Genomic DNA, 23,248 nt, shown 5'->3' on the forward strand with positions numbered 1-23,248 from the left:
CTGGACCAGGTCAGGGCAGCGGTGCTGCCCTCCGACCACAAGAACCGAACGTAGAGAGGCACTATGGAAACGCAGTGGAGAACATCTGGCAGTTCATGCGCGACAACTGGTTGGCCAACCGGGTCTTCAAATCCTACGCCGACATTGTCGACCACTGCTGCTTCGCCTGGAACACCCTCGTCAACCAACCCTGGAGGATCACCTCCATCGGCCTGCGAGACTGGGCCCATGGGTCCTGATCAGAGAGACTTGGTATAAGCCTCTCCATGTCAGCTCCCCAATCGTCTTGTGCCGCGCCGATGCATGGTGGGCGGCTTGGGTCATGCAGGGCGGCTCCGGGCCTTGGCCCGCGCCAGTTCTGGAGCCTGCAGTTGTAGCTACAGCCCTTATCCCTTCTTGGCTGCCCGTAGCCACTGCTCACCACCGAAACCCCCTCATCGAACGCTCGCCGACGCAGGTGCCGTTTGGCCACGGGGACGCGCTGCGCCTCAGCTTCTGTCACGCTCCTCATCAGGCATCTTGAGCGTTACGGGTGAGGATCCAGTCAGACACTCCGCGAGCAGCGTAAATACAGCCATGAGTGTGGCTGATGATGTCTGGCGGAAGCGGTATTCGACGTAGCGTTGAAGCCAAACTGCATCATCCCGTCAGGTGATCGAGTGGCAGCTACGGGGATAGCCCGTCCTCAAGTTGACGGTGTCTCCTCGCTCAGATGCCGCAGCGGCGCCAGCTACTGATCACGTAAATTTGCGCAAAACTCTGCTCAAGCCGCTTTCTGGGGCCTGAACAGACTGCTGCCAAGACGAAGCTTCGGGCGACTTTCGTCTTAATAAAGACCTGTATCTTAATTACTTTGTTTCTGGTCAGTTTCGTATCTCGGGCGAGACGGCCCGGACTTGGCTAGTATCTCGAAATACAATTTAAAATCAATAATTTAGGAGATTCGAAGCCAATCTTAACCTTCCTGCAAGCCCGGCTTGTCAGGTTTTGTTCAAAGGCTTTTACGCGCCGCGCAAATGTGCGATCACATTCACGAGAGATCGCGATTTTGTGAACGCAATTTGAGAAGAGCCTTACCGGCGCCGGGCGCCCTGAGGCGCAGGCGGCGGCGCGGTAGATCGAAGTCTAGGCCAAGTAAAACCAGTTTCATTGGCGGTAATCCTTATGCAGATCAACCTGAACCTCGAAAACGCTGGCGCCAATACTCTTGGAGGCGGCGTCACAACTTTCGGTCAGGTTTTCAAGCAAGGTGAGCTACCCGCCGGGTCTGGTCTCAAGGCACTGGTGGGCGGCGTGGAGATGGCGGTCCAGCTGGACGTCAAGACCACCTATGCCGATGGCTCGGCCAAGATGGCGGTGCTGTCGCTGGAGCGGCCGGACCTGGCCGCCGGCACCAGCGTCGACGTGGTGCTGAGCGAGGCCGCCGGGGCCGCCCGTGGCGCGCCGGTGGATCTGGCCGCGGCGCTGAGCGCGCATAGCATGACCGTCGACATGACCGGCTCCGGCGCCCACGCCAATATCGACGTGCTGTCGGCGCTGCAGCAGGCGCTGAAGGACGGCACCGCCAGCTTCTGGCAGCAGGGCGAACTCGCCACCCAGGCGCGGGTGGAGGTGCCGCTGGAAGGCTCCCAGCGGCTGGTCTTCGATGTCACCGCCTTCAAGGGCGGCGGGCTGGAAGTGGAGGCGCAGTTCAACAACGACGGCGCCATGGGTGCCAGCGGCGGCCGCGTCAACAGCGTCGTCACGGTGACGCTGGACGGCCAGCGGGTGGCGCATGAGGTGGTGAACCAGGGCCAGTACCAGAACTGGCACCAGAGCTTCTCCACCACCGACCACGATGGCGGCCAGGGGCTGGGCGATGCCAGCAGCGGCTGGCTCAACATCCGCCAGGACATCGCGCATCTGCACGAGACCGGCGCCATCGCCAACTACGACCTCGGCGTGGCCGTGGACAACAGCCTGCTGCAATCCTATGCCGAGGCCACCGCGGCCGCCGGCTGGGGTGAGCCACTGTCGGCCAATGGCGTGACGCAGTACATGCCGGGTGTGGGTGGGCGGGCCGATATCGGCATCACCACGCAGTCCAACACCGTCTGGCTGATGACGCAGGACATCCGTGCCGCCACCCATGCGCTGGGCCAGGCGGAGACCGCCAGCGCGGTGCCCTGGAACATGTGGGACGGTGCCAACGGCCGCTGGCTGAACACCGAGGACTACCCGAAGCTCTGGACCGACGGCCGCGGCGGCACCGGCACCCCGGGCGATGCCAGCTCCGGCGGGCTGACGCAGCAGGGCGACGAGATCAGCGGCTGGACACCGGAATCAGCGCATCAGCCGGACCTGTCCTTCGTGCCCTATATCCTTACCGGCGAGCGCTGGATGCTGGACAACCTGCAGGCGCAGGCGGCCTGGAACGTGGTGTCGCAATGGGCCGACATGCGCGGCGAGGACGGCAACCTGTTGGTGCAGAACAACCAGGTGCGTGGCTCGGCCTGGGCGCTGCGGCAGATCGATGAGGCCGCCTGGGCCAGCCCGGACGGCAGCGCCGAGCAGGCCTATTTCAGCAAGGTCTCGGACGCCAACTGGTCCTGGATCGTGCAGCAGATCCCGACCTGGACCGCCGAGCAGGGCGAGGCGCATGGCTGGCTGCCGGGCGAATACGGCACCGCCGGCGCGCTGCCGCCGTGGCAGCAGGATTACTTCGCCTCCACCGCCATCGCGGCGGCGCGGCACGGCAACGAGGATGCGCTGACCTATCTGGAATGGGCCTCCAACTTCCTGGTCGGCCGCTTCCAGCATGCCGCCGACGGCTTCGCTGAGCATGACGGCGCCGCCTACCTGCTGGCGATCAGCGACCCGGCGACGGGGCGGATCTTCAACACCTGGTCCGAGATCGGCGCCACCACCGCCTCCTACAACTGGTCCAACGGCGATGGCTGGAGCCATTCGGAAGGTGACTACGTGCAGCTGGCGCTGGCGACGCTTTCCGGCATCGCCGAGCTGACCGGCTCGCAGGCGGCGGTGGATGCCTATCATGCGCTGCTGGCGGATAACCCGCCCTTCACTACCGGTCATGACTTCTCCCGCGACCCCACCTTCGCCATCGTCGCGCCGGGTGAGGACAACACGCCGGTCTTCCAGATCCCGGCACCTTCGGTGCCCCACGACACCGCTCCGCCGGCGCATACGGCGCCCGATGCGGCGCCTGACAGCAACCATGGCTCCGCGCCGGTGGAAACCGCGCCGGAAGCGCCGGCCGCCGGTCACCCGGCGGGCGGGGTGCCGCTGTCGATCGTGCTGGGTGGCGAGGCCTGGGAAGGCAACCCGCTGGCGGTGGTGCTGGTGGATGGCGTCGAGGTCTTCCGCGGCGAGGTGACGGCGAGCCATGCCCATGGCGGCGCGGAGATCGCGCTGGGCCATGTGGCGGCGGGCGCCGATCATGAGGTGGTGGTGCAGTTCCTCAACGATGCCTGGGGTGGCTCGGAGGACACCGACCGCAACCTCTATGTCGAGGATATCCGCATCAACGGTATCAGCACCGGCAGCACCGCCGCCCTGCTCGACAGCAACAGTGATGCGTCCTTCTCCATCACCGCGCCGGCCGTGCAGCCGCCGGCCGCGCCGGCCCCTGTGCAGCAGCCGGGCGAGGTGCCGCTGTCGATCGTGCTGGGTGGCGAGGCCTGGGAAGGCAACCCCCTGGCGGTGGTGCTGGTGGATGGCGTCGAGGTCTTCCGCGGCGAGGTGACGGCGAGCCATGCCCGGGGCGGCGCGGAAATCGCGCTGGGCCATGTGGCGGCGGGCGCCGATCATGAGGTGGTGGTGCAGTTCCTCAACGACGCCTGGGGCGGCTCGGAGGACACCGACCGCAACCTCTATGTCGAGGATATCCGCATCAACGGCGTCAGCACCGGCAGCACCGCCGCCCTGCTCGACAGCAACAACGACGCGTCCTTCTCCATCACCGTGCCGGCCGCGCAGCCGCCGGCCGCGCCGGCCCCTGTTGAGCAGGCGCCCGTGCCGCAGCCGGCGGGCGAGGTGCCGCTGTCGATCGTGCTGGGTGGCGAGGCCTGGGAAGGCAACCCGCTGGCGGTGGTGCTGGTGGATGGCGTCGAGGTCTTCCGCGGCGAGGTGACGGCGAGCCACGCCCGTGGCGGCGCGGAGATCGCGCTGGGCCATGTGGCGGCGGGTGCCGAGCATGAGGTGGTGGTGCAGTTCCTCAACGACGCCTGGGGTGGCTCGGAGGACACCGACCGCAACCTCTATGTCGAGGATATCCGCATCAACGGTGTCAGCACCGGCAGCACCGCCGCCCTGCTCGACAGCAACAATGATGCGTCCTTCTCCATCACCGTGCCGGCCGCGCCGGCCCCTGTGCAGCCGCTGGCGGGCGAGGTGCCGCTGTCGATCGTGCTGGGTGGCGAGGCCTGGGAAGGCAACCCGCTGGCGGTGGTGCTGGTGAATGGCGTCGAGGTCTTCCGCGGTGAGGTGACGGCGAGCCACGCCCATGGCGGCGCGGAGATCGCGCTGGGCAGCTTTGCGGCCGGTGGCGCTCATGAGGTGGTGGTGCAGTTCCTCAACGACGCCTGGGGCGGCTCGTCGGATACCGACCGCAATCTTTATGTCGAGGACATCCGCATCAACGGCGTCAGCACTGGCAACACCGCTGACCTGCTCGACGGCAACTGCGACGCGCAGTTCTCCATCGCCGTGCCGGCCGCGCAGGCCCTGGTGGTGGCGCAGCCGGTAGCAACCGACGCTGCGCTGTCGATCGTGCTGGGTGGCGAGGCCTGGGAAGGCAACCCGGAAGCGGTGGTGCTGGTGGATGGCGCTGAAGCCTTCCGCGGCGAGGTGACAGCCAGCCATGCCAATGGCGGCGCGGAGATCTCGCTCGGCAGCTTTGCGGCCGGTAGCGCCCATGAGGTGGTGGTGCAGTTCCTCAACGACGCCTGGGGTGGCTCGTCGGACACCGACCGCAACCTTTATGTCGAGGACATCCGCATCAATGGCGTCAGCACTGGCAGCACCGCTGACCTGCTTGCAAACGGGGATGTGGATTTTTGGGTATCTACTATGCCCATCGACAGCACACCCTCACATGATGCCGCATCGTTCGGTATGATCTTCTTCGGCTGAGTAGGCACGACCCGCTGAGATTTTGCAGCAATGCAGCAGGACTTGAAAATTCTGCTCCAGCTACCATCACGCTCCGCCGCGGTGATCCTGAGCTTTGTGCCGCTAGGCACTCTGCCGGCGCGAGACCCATCCATCCCAGCGAGTGCACAGACCTGCCGGGATAGGCGGTATTCCTCAGACTGCGCCGTGTGACTCGACATACAGCGCGTGGAGAGAATGACTCCACGTCATGTAAAGACGGTTGTTCTTCGCCCCGCCGAAGGTGAGGTTGGCGCAGCGCTCGGGCAGGCGGATAAAGCCGATGGGTTTAACGGCATCGGGCAAAGGCTGCCGTGCACGGTCCTCAGTCCTTCTCCTGTTCATCAGGGTAACCGAAGATGCATGAGCCCTATTCACAGTTTCCAGCAGGCTCTGCGAGAGTTGCCATAAAGGCCATCTCGCCAGGATCTGCTTATTTCGGGTGGCGGTGCTGGCGGAGCCAAGCCGCAAAGTCTGCCTCCTCGACATGTCCCTGCGCCAGCGCCACCATCTGCTCCACCACCTTGGCCGCCTCGATCCGCAGCGCGATGCCGTTCACCTTCAGGAACAGCACGCAGCAGGACCAGGCGGTGCGCTTGTTGGCGTCGTTGAAGGCGTGGTTGCGCGCGATGCCGTAGGCATAGGCGGCCGCCAGGTCGTAGAGGTCCACGCCTTCCGGCCCAGCATAGGCCAGCTTGTTCAGCGGCCGCCCCAGGGCACTCTCCAGCAGGTCTGGATCCTTGATCCCCTGAGCTCCCCCGTACTCGCGCAGCGCCCAGTCATGCAGGAAGGCGACGGCGTCTGTTTCGAGGAACTCCGGATCGGTCACCGCTTGGCCAGTTCCTGCAGCGCATCAGCCTGCTCACGCAGCACCTCATGGGCCAGCTCTAGCTGGCGCTCCAGCTTGAGGTTGCGCTTCACCAGCTTCACGCCGTCGGCGAGTTCCACCAGCGTCAGGTCCTGGCCGACCTCGAAGCCCATGCGGATGCGGGTTTCGGCCGGGAAGGTGATGCCGACCGAGTTCCCCTGCTTGCGCACCGTCACCACGCTCATGGCTCATCCTGTCATACAAAACGTATGACAGGATGATAAGGGACGGCCCCGCCGGAATCCAGCTCCAGCTAGATGTGCTCAGTCGGCCAGCCCCTGGAATTCGGTGTCGGCGTAATGACGAAGTTTGCGGGCGAGGGCGGGCCGCTGCCCTGGCCGCAGCAGCACCTGCTGGTCGGCGGGCAGTCGCATGGCCTCGTCGGGGGTGAGCAGGGGGCGGCCGACGCGCTGGATGGCGCTGCGTGGCTGGTGGAGCCATGCCCCTCGGGAGTGTCCGAGGTGGTCTGGGAGGTGCTGTGGGTCTGAAAGCCGATGGTGCTGTGGCCGAGTGCCTGGGACAGCCACTGGGCGGTCTCGAGGTCGGCCGGGGCGGAGACCTGGAGCAGCCCGGCATTGGCCAGGAAGGTGCTGGCGCTCTGGCCATAGGCGGCGCGCAGCTGCGCCAGATCCTGCAGGATGGGCCAGAGCTGCAGGCCGAGGCCCGCCATCAGCCCGGCCGCCTGCAGCACCGGCTCCAGCCGTCCGAGGGCGGCGAACTCATCGAGCAGCAAGAGCACCGGCGGCTGTCCTGGTGGGGCCGGGGTGCGGGCGAGCTGCTGGATGCTCTGGGCGATCAGCAGGCGGAGCCAGCGGGAGTAGGTGCTGAGGCGGTCGGGCGGCAGCACCAGGAAGACCGTGGCGCTGCCCTGGCGCAGGTCGGCCCATTGGAAGTCCGAGCGCGCCATGCTGGCGGCGAGCCTGGGGCTGTCGAGCAGGTGGGTGTGGCGCTGCGCCGAGGAGAGCACGCCGGCAGCCTCACGATCGGCCTTGCCGAGCTGGCGGGCGGCAGCACGTGACACCAGCCCGCCGGCGGCCGCGCTATCAGCCAGCATGCCCCGCAGCAGCGCCTGCCAGTCGTCGGGCGGCAGGGTGAGCAGGCGGCGGAGCTCGGGCAGGCCGCGCTGGCCGGCTGTGCCGCGGCAGGCGAGGTGCAGCAGCAGGCCGGAGATCAGCGCCTTGGCTTCCTCGTTCCAATGCGCCTCGGAGACCTGACCTGGCGGGTCAAAGACCAGGGCCTCGGCCAGCGTCGCGGCATCGTCGGCCAGATCCGGCGAGCTGGCGTCGAGCAGCGCCGCCGGATCGAAGGCGCTGCTGGGCTGTCCGGAGACGCCAAAGGGATCCAGCACAAAGACCGGCCCGAAGCGCCGCCGTGCCCTGGCGCTGATGCGGGCGTTTTCGCCCTTGGGATCGACGCAGAGGATGGGGCGGTCGCTCAGCAGCAGGTTGGGCAGCACGGTGCCGACGCCCTTGCCGGAGCGGGTGGGGGCGATGGTGAGCAGATGGGCGGGTCCGGTGTGGCGCAGCAGCGCCCCACGGCGACCCGGCGCACGGCCGACCAGCAGCGCCGCCGGATCGCGCGCCAGCGCCGCTGCGGCGAGGTCGCGGCGAAGCTGGCGCGGCGCGGCCCAGGCGGCGGAGCCATGCGAGGTGGCGGGGGTGCCGCGGCCGAAGGAGACGGGACCCAGCAGGTTGACCAGCGCCAGCACCAGGCCGAGGAGGCCACCGAGGAGGGCGCCGGAGCCAGCGGTGCGGAGGCAGATCCAGAGCCAGCCGATCAGGGCGAAGGGCAGGGTGAGGAGGGTGATGGCGAGGCGCCAGACGCCCCGCAGGACGGCGGTCATGGTGAGACCACTCCCTCCGCCGCCTCGCGCTCATCCTGAAAGGCGCGCAGGCCGGCATGGCGCCAGCGAGCGCGCAGCACATCCGGCGGCTCGCCACCGTTGCCCCGCAGCTGCCCGGCCGCGACCAGCAAGAGACCGAGCAAGGTGGCGCGGTCGTCCTCCAGCAGCTCCACCAGTCCTGCCTTGTGGATGAGGCCACCGAGTTCGATCAGGTGGCGGGTGCGGGCGCGGCGCTCGGCCGCCCAGTCGCGGCGGTCGCCGCGGGCCTGCGCGGCCTCGACACGGGCAATGGCTTGGCTACTCCGCCGCCAGGCGTGCTGCGTCCGCAGGATCAGCCGGCGCAGCGCCAGCATCGGCCGCCGCGGCTTGGCCGCTGCCGGATTTTTGCGCGCTGCTTCCAGCACGGCGAAAGAAAGCTTCTCCGCGCTGGCGCCAGCTCTCCGCCGCCTTGGGGTTGGCTTTCGCCTGCTCGAGGCCGTGCAGCAGCAGGCCGGCGAGGGAATCTGGGTCAAGCGCATCGGCGGCGCCGGTGGCCAGCAGCAGTTCGCCGAGCTGGGCTTTCTGCTTGGCGCGGAGTTGGCGGGCCTTGTCCTGCAGAGCGCGCAGCTCAGCGTCGATGTCGCGAGGCCGGCGTGGTGCCATGGTGGGATCCCCCTTCGTTGTGCCGCGGGGTGTCCGGGCTTTCTGCGGCGGGGGATGCCACGGCGGGCGGTGGGGCGAAATCCTCGGGGGCTGGAAGAATCGAGCCGGCAATAGTTGGCCACGGGCAACAGGGTGACGACCCATCGAGGGCGTCCTGCACGATGCATCAGCACCCTCCAATGCTGTGCAGCGATCGCGATCAGGCCCCGGCCTCGATCATCGCCAGGAAGGCATCGAAGCTCGGCGCGACCGGAAAGATCGCGTCGTCACTGGCGAGCTCGGGGTCGACGAAGACGATGGCGGGATCCCTGTGCCGGGCGCGCCCGTCGAAGGCCCAGTGGTTGCCGCCGGTGTTGTCGACGAAGGGCAGCAGGGCGGGCGGGGCGTGCTCGCGGATGTTCTGCCAGCAGGTCTCGACGCCAGAGCTCACCGCGTCGGGACCAACTTCCTCGAGCGACAGCACCAGCAGCAGGATCAAGGAGGCGAACTGCGGGTCGGCCATGGCGTCCTCATCGAGGCCCTCGCCCTGGTGCGCCACCAGGAGCGATCCGGCAGCGGACTGTCGAGCCGGGTCTCGAGCCACTGACGATGCGCAGCAGTGGTCTCGGGCAATACGGCCCGCAGGTCGGGTTGCCACATCGACGATCGGCGCCACATCCAGAACAGTCGCAGCATCGCAGATCGACCACCAGCGGGCGAGCCCATCACTCCGGGCCGATCGCGACCACAGCAGACCCGCTCACCTCGTCAGTTCGCAGCAAAGCGGAGAAATGCGCGCTTATACATCGCCTGCGGCGACGTCGCGGAAAGGTGAGTCCACCGTGAGCGGAACGATGCTCGCGCCGATCCTCGATCCGGGTGATCTGGCGGCATGGCGATCTACCACCTTTCGGCGCAGGTGATCTCGCGCGGCGCCGGACGCTCGGTGGTGGCGGCGGCGGCCTATCGCGCGGCGACGCGGCTGGAGGACGCCCGCACCGGCCTTGCGCATGACTTCACCCGCAAGGAGCATGTGGTGCATGCCGAGGTACTGCTGCCCGACGGCGCGCCGGCGGCCTGGACCGATCGCGGCACCTTATGGAACGCGGTGGAAGCCGGCGAGAAACGCAAGGACGCGCAGCTGGCGCGGGAGGTGGAGTTCGCGCTGCCGCGCGAGCTCAGCCAGACCGAAGGAATCGCGCTGGCGCGGGACTTTGTGCGCGAGCAGTTCGTGGCGCGTGGCATGGTGGCCGATCTCTGTGTGCATGCGCCGCGGGGCGAGGACGGCGAGGCGAAGCCGCACGCGCATGTGCTGCTGACCCTGCGCGGCATCACTCCGGCGCAGCAGGCGGACGGTTCCGATGCGGCATTCGGCGCGAAGCAGCGCGCGTGGAACAGCACGGCGCTGCTCGAGAGCTGGCGCGCCCGCTGGGCGGAGCTGACGAATGAGCGGCTGGCGAGCCTCGGGCATGACGTCCGCATCGACCACCGCAGCCTCGCCGCACAGGGCATTCCGCTGGAGCCGCAGCACAAGGTCGGACCAGCGGGGATGCGCCGTGCCGCGCGCGGCGAAGCTGCGGAGCGGCGGGCCGAACATGACGCCATCGCGCGCAGGAACGGCGCGCGCATTGCTGCCGATCCCGCGCTCGCACTCGACGCCCTGACGCGGCAGCAGTCCACCTTCACGCGGCAGGACCTGGCGCGGCTGGTAGTGCGGCACACTGACGGGGCCGAGCAGTTCGCCCAGGTGCTGGCCAAGGTGGAGGCATCCCCCGCGCTGGTGCGGCTGGGCCACGACGCGGCCGGGCGCGCGCGCTGGACCACGCGCGAGATGCTGGCGGCCGAGCGGCGGATGGAGGGGCAGGCAGCGGCGCTGGCGCAGGGCCGGGCGCATGGTGTGCCAGAGCAGCTCCAGGAGCGGGCACTGCGGCAGGCGGAGGCCAGCGGTCTCACCCTCAGCGCGGAGCAGCGCGACGCGGTGCGGCATCTCACCGGTGAGACAGGCTTGGCGCTGGTGGTGGGCTATGCCGGCACCGGCAAGTCGGCGCTGCTCGGCGTGGCGCGGGAGGCTTGGGAGCAGCAGGGGCTGCGGGTGCGGGGTGCCACGCTCTCGGGCATCGCCGCGGAAGGACTGCAGGCGGGCAGCGGCATCCGTTCCAAAACCCTGGCCAGCCTGGAGTGGCACTGGACGCGCGGGCGCGAGCTGCTGGGGCCACGCGACGTGCTGGTCGTGGACGAGGCGGGGATGGTGGGCTCGCGGCAGATGCAGCGGGTGCTGCAGCAGGTCCAGCAGGCTGGCGCCAAGGTGGTGCTGGTGGGGGATCCGGAGCAGCTGCAGGCGATCGAGGCTGGGGCGGCCTTCCGGGCACTGGCGGAGCGGCATGGCGCGGCGGAGATCAGCGAGGTCCGGCGGCAGCGCGAGGGCTGGCAACGGGAGGCCACCCGCGAGCTCGCCACCGGGCGCACGGGCGAGGCGCTCGCCCGCTACGAGCAGGCCGGCATGGTGGTGGGGCACGCGACGCAGGAAGACGCCCGCGCGGCGCTGGTGGCGGGCTGGCTCGAGGGGCGGCAGGAGGCGCCCGGCCGCAGCCAGCTGATGCTGGCCGCGACGCGGGCGGATGCGGCCGCGTTGAACCGGCTGGCGCGCGAGCAGCTCGGGGGGGCCGGGGCGCTCGGGCCGGACCATCGCATCGCCACCGAGCAGGGCCAGCGGCTGCTCGCCGCGGGCGATCGCCTCATGTTCCTGCGCAACGCGCGGGCGCTGGGTGCAGGGCCGGACGGGCAGGGCGGCACGCCTGTGAAGAACGGCACGCTGGGCACGGTGACCGGCGTCCAAGGGCAGGGCGAGGCCGCGCGGCTGACGGTGCGGCTGGACGCCAGGGACGCCGCCACACCGGCAGCGGAGGTGAGCTTCGCGGTGAAGGACTACGGCGCGCTGACACACGGCTATGCGGCGACCATCCACAAGGCGCAGGGGGTGACGGTGGAGCGGGCGCATGTGCTGGCGAGTGCGGCGATGGACCGGCACGCCGCCTACGTGGCGCTGACGCGGCACCGGGACGGGGTCAGGCTGCATTGGGCGCGGGAGGAGCTGGGCAGCCGCGGGGGCCTGACCCGGAGGCTGTCGCGGCAGCGGGCCAAGGACGTGACGCTGGACTATGCCGGGCCAGAGGGGGAAGGCCGGGCGCGGGAGGCCTTTGCCCGCCGGCGTGGGTTGCATCCGCTGGCGCCGGAGAGCGAGATCCTCGCGCGGCCGCCGGTGGAGCGGGCCAGGGCCAGCGGCGAAGCGGCGGCGGCCTACCTCGACCGGGCCGCCAGCCAGACAGAACCACCGCCGCCACCACTGCTGCCGGCGCAGCGGGATCCAACGGGTCGCGACAGCCTGGGGCGGGGCACCACGGCTGAGGAGATCGCGGCGGCTGAGGCGCGCGATCCGGCGGTGCGGCAGGAGGCGAGCGACCGGGTGCAGTGGCTGCGCGCGGCGTACCGCGATCCGGTGCAGGCGGAAGCCCAGCTGGATGCGCTGCTGTGGGAGAACCGGGACGACCGGAACCAAGTCGCCACCCAGCTGCGGGAGCGGCCGGAGGTGCTGGGGCGGCTACGCGGAAGAGACGGGTTGTTCTCGGGACGGGGGGCACAGCTGGAGCGGGCTAGTGCCGTCAGCGCGGTGCGCTCTGTCGCCAGCGGGCTGGAGCGAGAGGAAGCGGCACGGCAGCGGGCTGGAGAAGCCTATCGGGCCGAGGTGGCGGCGCAGCGGGCGCGGGACGCGGTGGAGGTGCCAGGGCTGTCACAGCGGGCCTGGCGGGCGGTGGAGGCGCTGGAGCAGGCAAGGACCACCAGCCTGCCGCCGGAAGCCAGCAAGGCACCCCAGGCCTATTGGCAGGCGCTGGCGGGGCGGCAGGATCCGGCCCTGGCCGAAGCCTGGCAGCGGGTGGTGCGGGGGCAGCCGGAGGTGGCGGCGGAACTGCGGGCGATGGCCGAAGCCGCAGAGCGGCGGCTGGGGCCACAGGGCGTGGAGCAGAGCCTCACAGCGGGCGCGACCGAGGCCGCCGCGCCATCGCGCGAGGGGCTGGCAGGAGTTGGACGGGCCGTGGCGGCGATGCGGGACGGACAGCGGGCGGTGCAGGCGCAGGAGCGCGTCCAGGCACGGTCGCAGGAGGCGGAGCAGCAGCGGCTGGGGATCCGGCGTGCACCGGGGCTGGGCCGCTAGCGGTCACCGCCCACCGGTACCGGCATCAGCCGCCAGGGCCGAGGCGTCAGACCCCGTCTGCTCCCGCGTGATCGCATCAAAGGCCTCCCAGAACTCTTCCGGAGAGATCGGGTACATTTTCTCGATGTTGCTGATGACTCTGGCGACGAGCGCGACCTGCTGCGGCGGCGCGGCAGGCGGTGGGCTGGCAGCGGGCGCCGTGGCCGTGGCCGTGGCCGGCGCCGAGGTCAGCGGCGCCGAGGCGACGGCCGCAGGTGCTGCCACTGGCGCCGGCGCGGCGGCGGCGGTACCGCCTGCGGAGCGGCCAGCTGCGGCAGCATGGCCGTCGCGGTGCGGGCGCGGGCGGCCTCCTCGCCCTCGGCATTGGCCGGCCGCTCATAGCGGCGTGACACCGCGCCGGCCTCGGCGGCCGTGCGGGTGTTGCGCAGCGCCTCGCCGGCGGCGCGCTCGCCGCCCTTCGTCAGCTCGTAATGCACGAAGCCCAGCTGCTCCTGGAAGGTGGCCTGCTGGATCGGCTTGCCGGCCCAGAGCCGGAAGGCCCGCTGCCGGTCCGGGTGCCACTGCGCCAGGCCAAAGGCGCGGCCGCCATCGCCCTGCGCCTGGTGATCCAGACCCGCACCACTTTCGTGGCGCAGGTTGGCCACCACGCCGGCCGACTGCGCCGCCGTCCAGCCCTTCTCGCGGAAGAAGTCATAGGCTCGCGCTGGCGGCCGGTGGCTTCCTCGCGGCAGGAGCGCACCGTGCCTGGGGTCAGGTTGCGCCGCAGGGCGGCCGTCAGGCCGCTCAGCAGGCTGGGGGCGTCTGGGCCAGGGGTCTCGACCGCAGGGCCTGCGTAGAAGCCGCCCAGGGCGCCACGCTGGCTGAAATTGCGTCGTTGCTCGGCCTGCTTCTCCGGACTGTTGTCCCGCTGCTCGCCCAGCTTGTGCAGCGCCATCACACCGCCCACGGCGGCGGTGACGCCGGCGGCGCCGGTGACACCCAGCAGGCGGGCCACCCAGATCGGCAGCCGGAAGGCGCCCAACGCGCCCAGCGCGCCGACGATGCCGGTCAGCGGTGCCAGCAGCTGCAGCGCCAGCACGGCGCCCAGCGCCTTGGCCGCCGTTTCCCAGCCACCCATCCACTGGATGGCGCTTTCCACGCCCCGGCAGATGCCGAGGATCTGGTCGCCCAGCTTCTGCAACCCGCCGCCGGAGACAAAGCGGTCCACCGCGCCGGCCAGCTTGGTGACGATTTCCTCGACCCGCTGGCCGATCATCTCGCGGTTGGCGGCGATCCAGTTGGCCAGGCGCTCCAGCAGCGGGCTGATCACCGGCGCCAGGCGCTGGGCGATGGTGTTGACCAGACCTTCGCCCGCCATCTGCAGGTGCGTCTGCGCCAGCTCGAATTTCTGGGCCGCCGCGGCGCCCTGTTCGGTCACCAGGCCAAAGCGGCGGGCGTCGGCCTCCCAGACCCGCAGCCCGGCCGAGCCCTGCTTCAGAAAGGGCAGCAGCGAGGCCGGCAGGCGCAGCGCCGACATGACGCGCGCCTGCAGGCGGGGATCGGAGATCCGCGCGATGCCGTCCACAACCTCCGGCAGCGCGTCGGAGGCCGAGCGCGCCTTGCTCTCGGCATCGCGCATGGCGACGCCGAGCAGTTGAAAATACTGTAGCGCGTTGCCATCGCGACCACCGACGGCGTCCGACAGGGCGTCGCCCAGGCCTTCCATACCGGAGGTCATGTCCTCGGCCGAGGCACCGGCCAGGCGGGCGGCGCCCTGCATCGCCAGCAGGCCGGCGACATGCTGCTGCATACCGCGACGGAAGAGATCGGCCATATCGAGATGCTGGCCACCGCTGTCGCGCTGAACCTGGATCAGGCGCCGCTGACGCTGCAGGAAACCGCGGCCGCCGCCAACCCGGTGGTGAATGCGGTCATGGGTGGTGAGCGTCCTCGTCATGTCGTGGAAGGCATGCTGCAGCAGCACCTGCTCTCCTCCGGCCTCGCGGCGATGCCGGTGAATTCCGACGGCATTCCCTTCGACTGCTCGCATGTCTATGCCAGCGGCAACGTGGCCGGCGACATGTTCGCCAATGTCACCGCCGAGGCCACCGGCCGGACGCTCGCCGTGCGCCTCTACAACGCGGCCAAGGACCCTGGCATGAAGGACATGCGGAGCTTCCTGATCGCGCGCGATACCATGCACCAGCAGCAGTGGCTGGCGGCGATCGAGGAACTGGGCGGCATGAAGGCCCTGCCGATCCCGAACAGCTTCGACCAGTCGCTGGAGAGGCAGGAATTCTCCTACGTCTACATGGGCACCAATGTGAACGGCGAGCCGCCGCCGGAAGGCCGCTTCAACACCGGCCCTTCGATGGACGGCAAGGCGCAGTTCAGCACCATCCAGTCCACGCCGCTGGGCGAGGTGCCGGTGCTGGGCCCGGCACGCGAGGGTTCCGGCGCGCAGGCCGAGCAGATCGGCAAGGTGTAACTGGCGTGCCCCACCCACAGCCAAAGACACCGTGAGCATGTCTCGCGGTGTCTTTGGCCGCTTTCAGCACGATAAGCTTCGCACTCCGTGCTTGGCGCTAGAAGCAGGCGAACTTGTCCTCATTGATTGGGCCGTTGCGCGGAAGCGCAGTTCCATCTGCGCCGGTGTGGCCTCTCGCGGCTCGATGCGGATGGTGACGGCGTGCCTTGCGAGAGTCTCTGCCGCTAACGGCGTCTGGGCTAGGGAGCCTTGCTGGCCGATGTGAGATCGAAGCGCCGGAGCAGGTCGATGATGACCTGCTCGTGGGCCGGGTTGTCGTAGGTCAGGCCGCCCTTCATGGGCGCGGTGGAGACGCGGTGAAAGACTTCCAGCGTCTCGGTGGCCTGCCGCACCTGCAGCACCGGCTGCTCGGCCGGCTGCTTTGCGGCTTCGGCGACGATGACCATCAGATGCGCGTTGCTGGTGCGGGCCTGGATGGCGGCATCCAGCGTGGCCAGCGCGGCGGGCTGCGCTCGGTAGGGCGGCGTCAGGCAGAGAAACAGCTTTGAAGCATCACCATCCAAGACCGCCTCCAGGCGCGTGACACTTCTTTGGAAGTGCTGATGGTCCGCTTCCGTGCGCGGGTCATGATGGTTGAAGATGACCTCCAGGTTGAGCCGCGCGCTGAAGTCGCGATGGCCAAATCGCAGGCCGCGGGGGGTGTCCACCGGCACGTACTGTTCGCGATCCAGAAAGTGGCGGCGGAAGTTGTCCTCGAGGCAGGCGGCGTTCATGCGGGCGTCGGAGAAGATCCAGTCGAACGGCCCTGCGGCCTGACGCAGTCCCAGCCGCTGCAGCAGGTGGCTGACGTAGCAATGGGTGCCGAGGCTGATGACGTGACGGAACGCGCGCTGTGCCACGGGCACGGATCCTCTGGTCTGAACGAGAAGCCCCTAGCGCAAGACAGCCGGGTGCAGAAGGCGCGGCCTGGTCAATGCCGCTGATGGCCGGCGCTGAGGCTGGCCTCAAAGGCGCTGAGGCGGCGCTGCATCACCTCGTCCATCAGGGCAGTGGCAGGGCTCAGGCGCGCCGCCTGGCGGGACTGCTGGGCCAGATCTGCCAGGGCTGCCTGCACGGCGCGGAGGGCGGCGCTGTTGCCAGCCAGGATGAGCGCGGCCAAGGTTGCCCGGAGAACGGCGACGTCTGCCACCAGATCCAGCAGGAGGGCACCTTCAGGTTGGTCGGCGGCGGGTTGGCTCATGGCGGTCTCAGGGGGTAGTGAGGGGGGCTGAAGAGCACCCAAGCCCAGAGCCGGAGCGGCCACAAGACCGCCGCGACGCCAAAACACGGATATGCTCTCGATTTCGTGAACGCAGTGGCTCATATCGGGCGGGTGAATGCCAGGACCCCGAGCGTGCCGCGAGATCCAGCGCCTGAGCAGGCTGCCGCGTTTGTCGAGATCTTGGACAAAGCCTGGCGGGCGACCCTGCGGGTCTTTCTCGAAGCCAGCCCCGACACACGCATGCCGGCGCTGGGCATGATGGCCTCGATCGCGTCCCGGTATCCCGCCGGCCCCCACCAGGACGCGGCCGCAGCCAGGCTGGCCTCTGTCCTGCAGGCACTCGACTTATCCGCGGATGAGTCGAGCCTGATCCGCTACTTCCAGGCGGATCCGTAGCGTGTGCCTCCAGGAAGCCTATGCCTTTACCTGGATGCACAATCGCGCCGTAGATCCCAAAAGCCATCCTAACACGATAATCCTGCAGCCTCGCCCCAGCGCTTGAAGTAGCCAGACCTGCCGTCATTGGGCGGACGGGGTGAGCCCAGCTGACCAAGCGTCACATTTTCGTTCGGTGCAACAGAGACAGCGGCAGCTATGTTGACGTTTCACAGCCAACCCGAAATGATTCGGCCATGATGGTTCCTGTACCCTCGCCTGCGCGTGCTAAGTTCCGATACAGATCCCAGCACGTTGCTCCTGATCCCGTTGAATTGCCTTCTGCCCTCGCCGCGCGTGCTGTTGCCGGCTTGGAAGCCCGTTGCAGGCGCCAAGAGCAGATCCTGGCGGATCTGGAGAAGCTGCATGTGCCGAGTGCCGCAGTGGCGGCACGAGAGCTCCTGGACAGCTTGGAATGCTCGCTAAGGTTGGCGCAGCGCGTCCTGCAGCAGCTTCGGGATCAAGAGCAGCGCCATGGCCGGCACTCTCCTCGAGAAGCGAGCCAGTGAGCGCAGGGAGCACACGACAAGTTCGATCGGCGTGCCTGATAGCTGGCTAGCGGCCACTGCCATCCACTGTCATTTGACAGAGATGATGCGTCTTTGGCATCCGACATTGCCGCTGAGGATCTACGACGTTCGGGACTTACGCTGCTGCCACGCCGCCTGCGCCACCGTTCTTGGAGCTGCGCAAGAGCTGGTGGCGCCTCAGCGGACGCTCAGGCGCCGGTTGAGGAGGCGTAGGCGGACCTGATCGCACCGATTGCGCTCTCGCTGGCTGCCAGAAGGGCACAGTCGGTAGAGGGAACTTCATGCTCGAGTGCGTTGCGGGCCATGCCTGCCAAGTGGAACGCCCCAAGATTGACGGCGGCATCAGCCAAGGCTTGCGCTGCAGAGCGATAGGCAACGACATCGCCAGTTTGCGCCGCCTTCTGCATGGTGCTGGTCAGGCGGCGAACATCCCATTCAAAGCTGCTCAAGACGACGCTGACAATCGCGGCGGGCAGGCCGCCGAGCACATTTTGTGCAGTGTCTGAATCCAATGCGTTCATTGTGCGACCTGTGGATGGCCCAAGGGTGCAAACGCCTATTTTGGCTCCGCTTTAGGAACAATCCACAAGCAAGTGAGGGCCCTTCAACCTATCCGATTTGCGCAGAACGTAACTTTTCTGCCACAGATCCAGCAAGGCAACATCGTTGTTGCTGAGGAGGCCGCTCTCGGGCGCTCATCCGATACCCCTTGGCTGCATAAAGGGAAGAGGGCGCAGCGGCTGCAGAACTCAGATCGGTCTGACCGATCAACCTTATTCGGCACAATCCCGATTTTAAGACGATACGATGTCGATATAACATCGTAATGAAGCGTAAAGAACTAACGTTCCGATTCCAGAATGGACGGCCTTTCCATGGAAGGAGAGAAAACTTAAGTGCTATTGATCGGGTCATGCTGAAGAGTGCGCAGAACGATCTCGATGTTCTGGAAGACGTCATTGCTTCGATGGCAGACGGCGTGCCGCTACCCGTCCTTGTTAGCCGCATCATCGAGGCCCGCAGCCTTCTCGGCATGCTGCAGAGCGAGTGCCGGTCGTAGGATTTCACGCTGCACCAGCTGTCGACGTCGCCTGGCCGCTATGCCGGCAGGGCAGTTCGGCGACCGATCAGACCCGATAATCTTTCAGTCATGTGCTGGCCGCGCCGCTGAGTGCCCGTTGCCCCCATTCGGCCGCTCAGCGCCTATGTCTGCCGGCTGCAAATAATAGGCGGCTTCCCACAAGCGGACAAAGGCCGCAGTTCAGAGCGCGTCCTGCGTCTACCTCTTGCACGACCGGCCCCGTGCAGGAGGCACTCAGGCGCCCGGCGGGCCGGAAACAGGGTCAACCGCCTCCAGCTTGGCTCTGACCAGTTCAGCGAACGTCACCGGATCGAACGGCTTGTGGACGATCTCCATGCCCGACATTTCCTGGCCAGCCGCATAGCCGGTGATCAGGATGACGGGCAGGCCAGGGTGCCGTTCGCGCACCAGATCGGCCAGTTGCCGACCGTTCATGCCGCCGGGCAAGCCGAAGTCACTGACCAGCAGATCCAGACGCGCGCCCGCCTGCACAAGCCGCAGCGCGGCGGTGCCTTCCTCTGCTTCCAGCACCCGATAGCCGAGATCGCGAAGGTGCTCGGCTGTCATCTCGCGCACGTCCGGCTCATCCTCAACCAGCAGCACCGTCTTGCCCACGTCGTCCGGCGAGGCCGCCGCGGTGTCCGGGTTCAGTGCATGGAATGGGAGGCAGAGCCGGACGACGGTGCCCTTGCCCGGCGTGGTTTCAAGCTGAACGATGCCGCCCGACTGGCGGATGAAGCCGTAGATCTGGCTCAAACCCAGGCCAGTGCCCTGTCCCAACGGTTTGGTGGTGAAGAACGGCTCAAAGACATGGGCCGCCACCTCGGGCGTCATGCCGGTGCCCGTATCAGAGACAGCGATCGTGGCGTATCGGCCGGGTTGCGCGTCCTCGACATTGGCGACATCGTCCGCGGACAGCACCATCTCCTCGGTGGTGATGACCAGCCATCCGCCATCGGGCATGGCGTCGCGCGCGTTCACGCACAGGTTCAACAGGGCGCTTTCCAGCTGGCTGGGATCGCACATGACCAGCCATTTGCCATCCGCGAGCTTGAGCTCGACCTGCACCGCTGGACCGACACTGCGCCGGACCATGTCCTCCATGTCCCGCGCAATCTGGTCGACGCTCACCGGCTTCGGAGCCAGGGTCTGTTGCCGGCCGAAGGCCAGCAGGCGGTGCGTCAGGGCTGCCGCCCGCTTCGCGCCGATCTCCGCCCGATCGATATAGCCGGCAATATCGGTCGGCAGGCTCTGCTTGGCCCGCAAGCGGATCATGCTCAGCCCGCTGGTGATGGTCTGAAGCATGTTGTTGAAGTCGTGGGCGATACCGCCGGTAAGTTGGCCAATCGCCTTCAGCTTCTCGCTTTGCAGCAGCCGCTGCTCCGCCTGCTCGCGTTGCCGCACCTCAACCTGAATGGCGCTCAGCGCCTGCCTCAACTCCGCCGTGCGGGCCTCCACCTGTGCTTCCAAGGTTTCGGTCAGGCGCCGCAGCGCCGCTTCGCTTTCGTGCAGGCGCGCCTCGGCCGCGCGGCGCGCGGTGACATCTTGGCCGATCTTCAGAAAGCCGGTCAGCCGGCCATCGGCATCCCGCAACGCCCTGGTGGAGCCTTCAATGAAGACGCGCGAGCCATCTTTGCGGATGTGCCAGCGCACGTTCGGTGCGAAACCCTCGGCAGCAGCCATCTCCGTTTCTTTCTGGTCCTGCCCCGTCTCCCGGTCCTCCGGCGTGAATACGATGGCACCGGGTTGCCCAACGGCTTCCTCTGCCGTCCACCCGAAGACCGCTTCCGCGCCGGGAAGCCAGTCGGTGATCCGGTCCTGCGGATCCGCCAGAAAGATCGCGTAGTCGCGCGCCGCCTCGACGGTGAGGCGGAAGCGCTCCTGGCTCCCACGCAGCGCACGGACCTGCAGCAGGCGGTCGATCACCGGCCCGAGGATGGTGGCGTAGGTGCGCAGGAACTCTGTGTCCTCGGGGCCGAATGTGCGTGGCTCCCCGGCATCCACCTGCAGCAGGCCATAGGCCCGCCGGCCAGGCAGGAAGATCGGCACGTTCGCCAGGGCGACCACGCCGGCTTCCTTCATGAAGGCGGGGACCTGGAAGCGGTCCTCCTTGCCGATATCCTGCGATATGACGGGTTCGGCCGCCTCAATGGCAAAGGTCTCGGAGGAGTGTTCGGCCATGGGCAGGCGCATGTGCCCTACGATGCCGGGGGCCCAGCCGACGCCAGCCCGCACCAGGAGGGATTTTTCCTCCTGCTGGATTTCCAGAACCTTGGCACGACCGGTTCCGAGCGCATCACCGACCAGGCGGCAGGCTTCGGTCAGGATCTCGTCCAGGTTGTCGGACTTCAGCGCGAACTCGCCGAAGTCGCCCAGGACCTGCAGCCGCTTCACCAATTGCGCGTGTTCCGGCACTTTCTGCTCCCGTCCAACCAGCCTGATCTTGACGGAACGCCGGTCAGGGCAACACGTCGCATGCCCGCCTAAAAACGTGCTGACCCTCGTGTCAGGCGGTCACCGCAAAGGGCTGCCTGGAGGCCGGGCGCGCTAAAGCGGAGCCCTGATAGGGGTGGCAGCTTTCGGCCAATCTCGGCCTGAATAGCCTTGGACACGGCAATCTCTGCGCGGCGCCGCTGTTCGGACGCTTCCTGCCGTCAAGAGCCGCCGGCTCTCACAGGCGAAGCGGCGAAGCCTAAGCCCGGATGGTTTTTAAGTATTTCTGGAGGCAGTCAGGTTAGTTGAGCTGAACGGGAGCCGGCTATCATGGGCCTCTGCAATGGTGGATTGGCTTCGGTTACCCCGCTCGGACCGGATCACTAGCCAACCATCCTGGTTGCCCACCTACTCAGGGGTTCTGCCCGGTAGGTCGCGAGGCCGGCCATCCTCGCCAATAGCGACATAGGTGAACACACCTTCCGTGACCTTCTCCGCGGACTTGCCGCCCCGCTCGCGCGCCCAGGTCTCGATCTTCACCTCGATCGAGCTGTCGCTAACCTCCCCAAGGGTGCAGTAGCAGCTGACCTCGTCACCCACTGAGACCGGACGCAGAAAACGCATGGCCTCGATGCTGACGGTCGCCACCCGCCCTCCTGCCCGCTCCGCAGCCAGGGTTCCTCCGGCGAGATCCATCTGCGACAGCGTCCAACCACCGAAGATGGCGCCGCTCGCATTGGCATCACGTGGCATGGCGATGGTGCGCAGCTGCGCACCGCCAGGAATGCGGGGGGGCTGCTCGGTCATCAGCTCGGTCTCCTCATATGGCCAGCCAGCGACCGGCGCATGCTTCGCCTTGACAATGGGCCCATTCCGCGGGGGCGGTACGACAGGCAGAACAGGGAACGCGCACGGCGCCATGGAGTTATCGCCAGACGCACAGGCCGGCTCGTGCTCGCCGGACTGCTGCACGTGGCTCAGTCTCACGTGATCTGGTTCCCACACGGCGCGGGCGCAGAGACGGATAGCACGTGTCCCACGCACCTTCGGTTTGGCGGGAAATAAGAAACAAGGAAAAGCAAGGAATCTGCTTCCCGATGCTGCCTTTACCGCCGCGATGACGTTGTTCTGCTAGCTGGACTGAATAGGGCCGCTGGGAGACTCCGATATGCTCATCAAGGCCGTACTCTTCGACGTCGACGGCACACTGGTGGATTCCGTGGACCTGCATGCGCAAGCCTGGGTGGATGCCTTCAAGGAAATCGGCCACGACATCCCCTTCGACGAGATGCGGGCCCAGATCGGCAAGGGCGGCGACCAGCTCTTGCCCGTCTTCCTCCCGCCCGATGAACTGAAGGAGAAGGGGCAGGCGCTCGAGAAGCGCCGCGGCGAGATCTTCCGGGAGGGTTACCTCTCGCAGGTCCGCGCCTTCCCTCAGGCAGCCGAGCTGCTAAAGCACGTGGACAAGGCCGGCCTGCGCAGCGCCCTCGCCTCCTCCGCTAGCAAAGAAGAGCTCGCCGCGCTCAGGCGCATTGTGGGTATCGAAGACGACCGGCTGGATGCCGAGACCTCCTCCAGCGACGCCGAGCGCTCAAAGCCCTTCCCGGACATCTTCGAGGCTGCCCTGGCGCAGCTGCCCGGTATAAGCCCGGACGAAGCCGTTGTGATCGGCGACACGCCCTATGACGCCGAAGCCGCGGCCAAGGCGGGGATCCGCACGATCGGCATGCTTTGCGGCGGCTTCCCGGAGCAGTCCCTCCGCGCTGCCGGCTGCATTGCGATCTACCGCGACCCGGCGCACCTGCTGGCGGAGTATGAAGCCTCGCCACTGGGCGCCGGTGGGATGCCTGACTGAGAAGGCTGCCTCGCTCGGCATAGCGGGGAGGTGGCAGTGTCTGCGAGCGCCGGCGGCACACCGGCCAGGGCTGGCCAGCGCTCCTGCAGCAACACGGACGTAACCATGCTCTCTCCTGCAGCGGAACAGTGGGGTGGGTCAGATTCCAAATAACATACAACAATCGTGATCCGGCACTGCCGCCCCTGGAGGCTGAGGCACGACGGGAACGGCGCAGTCTCTGGGCCTTGCCGGTGGCGGAGCAAGTGCCGCCCTGGGATTGGCGGCGCGGCAATCGGGCCGCCGCCCCCGCGGCTGCCACCGCCAGCAGGACACCTCTAAAAAACCCCCTTCGACAGCGTCTCGGAAGATCTTAAGAGATTGATTTTACTTGATCTGCAGTTTGAGGCCAGGACGTTTTTAGAGGTGTCCAACTGCTGCAAAGCCAGTCGGGTTGATCGACGAGGATCAGCTCTCTAATTGCGCCTTGCTCGACGAACCAGCCTTTCACAGC

The 23,248-nt window shown here is 67.7% G+C and carries 19 protein-coding genes and 2 pseudogenes; 8 read left to right on the forward strand and 13 right to left on the reverse strand.

Features of this window, described 5'->3' with window-relative positions; genetic code table 11:
* Both EBE87_RS24325 and EBE87_RS24330 read left to right on the forward strand, forming a co-directional pair.
* Positions 1–239 (forward strand): annotated as a pseudogene (locus EBE87_RS24325) (hypothetical protein); the annotation flags it as partial.
* A gap of 1,060 nt (positions 240–1,299) precedes the next feature.
* On the forward strand, positions 1,300–5,133 hold the full coding sequence (locus tag EBE87_RS24330; RefSeq protein WP_158611676.1) for a carbohydrate-binding domain-containing protein: 3,834 nt from the start codon (positions 1,300–1,302) through the stop codon (positions 5,131–5,133).
* A 451-nt stretch (positions 5,134–5,584) separates the two neighbouring features.
* Here the strand turns inward: EBE87_RS24330 and EBE87_RS24340 are convergent, their stop codons facing one another.
* The 7 genes and pseudogenes from EBE87_RS24340 to EBE87_RS24365 all read right to left on the reverse strand — a co-directional run bounded on the left by EBE87_RS24340 (position 5,585) and on the right by EBE87_RS24365 (position 9,006).
* Positions 5,585–5,980: a type II toxin-antitoxin system death-on-curing family toxin gene (locus tag EBE87_RS24340; protein ID WP_120640877.1), complete on the reverse strand. Its 396-nt coding sequence runs from the start codon at positions 5,978–5,980 to the stop codon at positions 5,585–5,587.
* Complete coding sequence (locus tag EBE87_RS24345) at positions 5,977–6,204, reverse strand: AbrB/MazE/SpoVT family DNA-binding domain-containing protein (protein ID WP_120640876.1); 228 nt, start codon at positions 6,202–6,204, stop codon at positions 5,977–5,979. The genes EBE87_RS24340 and EBE87_RS24345 overlap by 4 nt, the downstream gene beginning before the upstream one ends.
* A gap of 78 nt (positions 6,205–6,282) precedes the next feature.
* The gene (locus tag EBE87_RS30395; protein WP_267898280.1) at positions 6,283–6,393 is read right to left on the reverse strand and encodes a hypothetical protein; all 111 of its coding nucleotides are present in this window, start codon (positions 6,391–6,393) and stop codon (positions 6,283–6,285) included.
* A gap of 65 nt (positions 6,394–6,458) precedes the next feature.
* Positions 6,459–7,862: pseudogene (locus EBE87_RS24350) on the reverse strand (type IV secretory system conjugative DNA transfer family protein); the annotation flags it as partial.
* Positions 7,859–8,152: a conjugal transfer protein TraD gene (locus tag EBE87_RS24355; RefSeq protein ID WP_233553520.1), complete on the reverse strand. Its 294-nt coding sequence runs from the start codon at positions 8,150–8,152 to the stop codon at positions 7,859–7,861. The gene EBE87_RS24355 and the pseudogene EBE87_RS24350, both read right to left, overlap by 4 nt.
* A gap of 7 nt (positions 8,153–8,159) precedes the next feature.
* Complete coding sequence (locus EBE87_RS24360; RefSeq protein WP_120641112.1) at positions 8,160–8,504, reverse strand: conjugal transfer protein TraD; 345 nt, start codon at positions 8,502–8,504, stop codon at positions 8,160–8,162.
* Positions 8,505–8,703: 199 nt separating this feature from the next.
* Entirely contained in the window at positions 8,704–9,006 is a 303-nt protein-coding gene (locus EBE87_RS24365) for an SMI1/KNR4 family protein (protein WP_147426271.1), read from the reverse strand.
* Positions 9,007–9,375: 369 nt separating this feature from the next.
* On the opposite strand from EBE87_RS24365, the gene traA reads away from it, so the two are divergent.
* Positions 9,376–12,693 (forward strand): Ti-type conjugative transfer relaxase TraA, encoded by a 3,318-nt coding sequence (gene traA / locus EBE87_RS24370; RefSeq protein ID WP_158611677.1) that lies wholly within the window; start codon positions 9,376–9,378, stop codon positions 12,691–12,693.
* A gap of 227 nt (positions 12,694–12,920) precedes the next feature.
* Here the strand turns inward: traA and EBE87_RS30540 are convergent, their stop codons facing one another.
* Positions 12,921–13,814, reverse strand: a complete 894-nt coding sequence (locus EBE87_RS30540) for a phage tail tip lysozyme (protein ID WP_367605310.1) — start codon at positions 13,812–13,814, stop codon at positions 12,921–12,923.
* A 656-nt stretch (positions 13,815–14,470) separates the two neighbouring features.
* Here EBE87_RS30540 and EBE87_RS24385 point away from each other — a divergent pair.
* Together EBE87_RS24385 and EBE87_RS30545 are read left to right on the forward strand one after the other, a co-directional pair.
* Positions 14,471–15,160 (forward strand): manganese catalase family protein, encoded by a 690-nt coding sequence (locus tag EBE87_RS24385; protein ID WP_233553384.1) that lies wholly within the window; start codon positions 14,471–14,473, stop codon positions 15,158–15,160.
* 126 nt (positions 15,161–15,286) lie between these two features.
* Complete coding sequence (locus EBE87_RS30545) at positions 15,287–15,388, forward strand: excalibur calcium-binding domain-containing protein (protein WP_120640238.1); 102 nt, start codon at positions 15,287–15,289, stop codon at positions 15,386–15,388.
* Positions 15,389–15,399: 11 nt separating this feature from the next.
* On the opposite strand, the gene EBE87_RS24395 is transcribed toward EBE87_RS30545, so the two are convergent.
* On the reverse strand, positions 15,400–16,059 hold the full coding sequence (locus EBE87_RS24395) for a DUF1796 family putative cysteine peptidase (RefSeq protein WP_158601015.1): 660 nt from the start codon (positions 16,057–16,059) through the stop codon (positions 15,400–15,402).
* 71 nt (positions 16,060–16,130) lie between these two features.
* Positions 16,131–16,400 (reverse strand): hypothetical protein, encoded by a 270-nt coding sequence (locus tag EBE87_RS24400; RefSeq protein ID WP_120640240.1) that lies wholly within the window; start codon positions 16,398–16,400, stop codon positions 16,131–16,133.
* 153 nt (positions 16,401–16,553) lie between these two features.
* On the opposite strand from EBE87_RS24400, the gene EBE87_RS24405 reads away from it, so the two are divergent.
* Complete coding sequence (locus EBE87_RS24405; protein WP_147426174.1) at positions 16,554–16,817, forward strand: hypothetical protein; 264 nt, start codon at positions 16,554–16,556, stop codon at positions 16,815–16,817.
* Between the two features lie 757 nt (positions 16,818–17,574).
* On the opposite strand, the gene EBE87_RS24410 is transcribed toward EBE87_RS24405, so the two are convergent.
* Complete coding sequence (locus EBE87_RS24410) at positions 17,575–17,907, reverse strand: hypothetical protein (RefSeq protein WP_147426175.1); 333 nt, start codon at positions 17,905–17,907, stop codon at positions 17,575–17,577.
* Between the two features lie 392 nt (positions 17,908–18,299).
* On the opposite strand from EBE87_RS24410, the gene EBE87_RS29185 reads away from it, so the two are divergent.
* Positions 18,300–18,446 carry a hypothetical protein gene (locus EBE87_RS29185; protein ID WP_158601016.1) on the forward strand — a complete coding sequence of 49 codons (147 nt, stop codon included), beginning with the start codon at positions 18,300–18,302 and terminating at the stop codon, positions 18,444–18,446.
* 255 nt (positions 18,447–18,701) lie between these two features.
* Here EBE87_RS29185 and EBE87_RS24415 read toward each other — a convergent pair whose 3' ends face one another.
* Both EBE87_RS24415 and EBE87_RS24420 read right to left on the reverse strand, forming a co-directional pair.
* Positions 18,702–20,882 carry a PAS domain S-box protein gene (locus tag EBE87_RS24415; protein ID WP_120640243.1) on the reverse strand — a complete coding sequence of 727 codons (2,181 nt, stop codon included), beginning with the start codon at positions 20,880–20,882 and terminating at the stop codon, positions 18,702–18,704.
* Positions 20,883–21,308: 426 nt separating this feature from the next.
* The gene (locus EBE87_RS24420; protein WP_120640244.1) at positions 21,309–21,707 is read right to left on the reverse strand and encodes an acyl-CoA thioesterase; all 399 of its coding nucleotides are present in this window, start codon (positions 21,705–21,707) and stop codon (positions 21,309–21,311) included.
* Positions 21,708–22,068: 361 nt separating this feature from the next.
* On the opposite strand from EBE87_RS24420, the gene EBE87_RS24425 reads away from it, so the two are divergent.
* Positions 22,069–22,755, forward strand: a complete 687-nt coding sequence (locus EBE87_RS24425; RefSeq protein ID WP_120640245.1) for an HAD family hydrolase — start codon at positions 22,069–22,071, stop codon at positions 22,753–22,755.
* The last annotated feature ends 493 nt before the right edge of the window (positions 22,756–23,248 follow it).

The sequence above is a fragment of the Teichococcus wenyumeiae genome, from assembly GCF_003696345.1.
GTDB lineage: Bacteria > Pseudomonadota > Alphaproteobacteria > Acetobacterales > Acetobacteraceae > Pseudoroseomonas > Pseudoroseomonas wenyumeiae.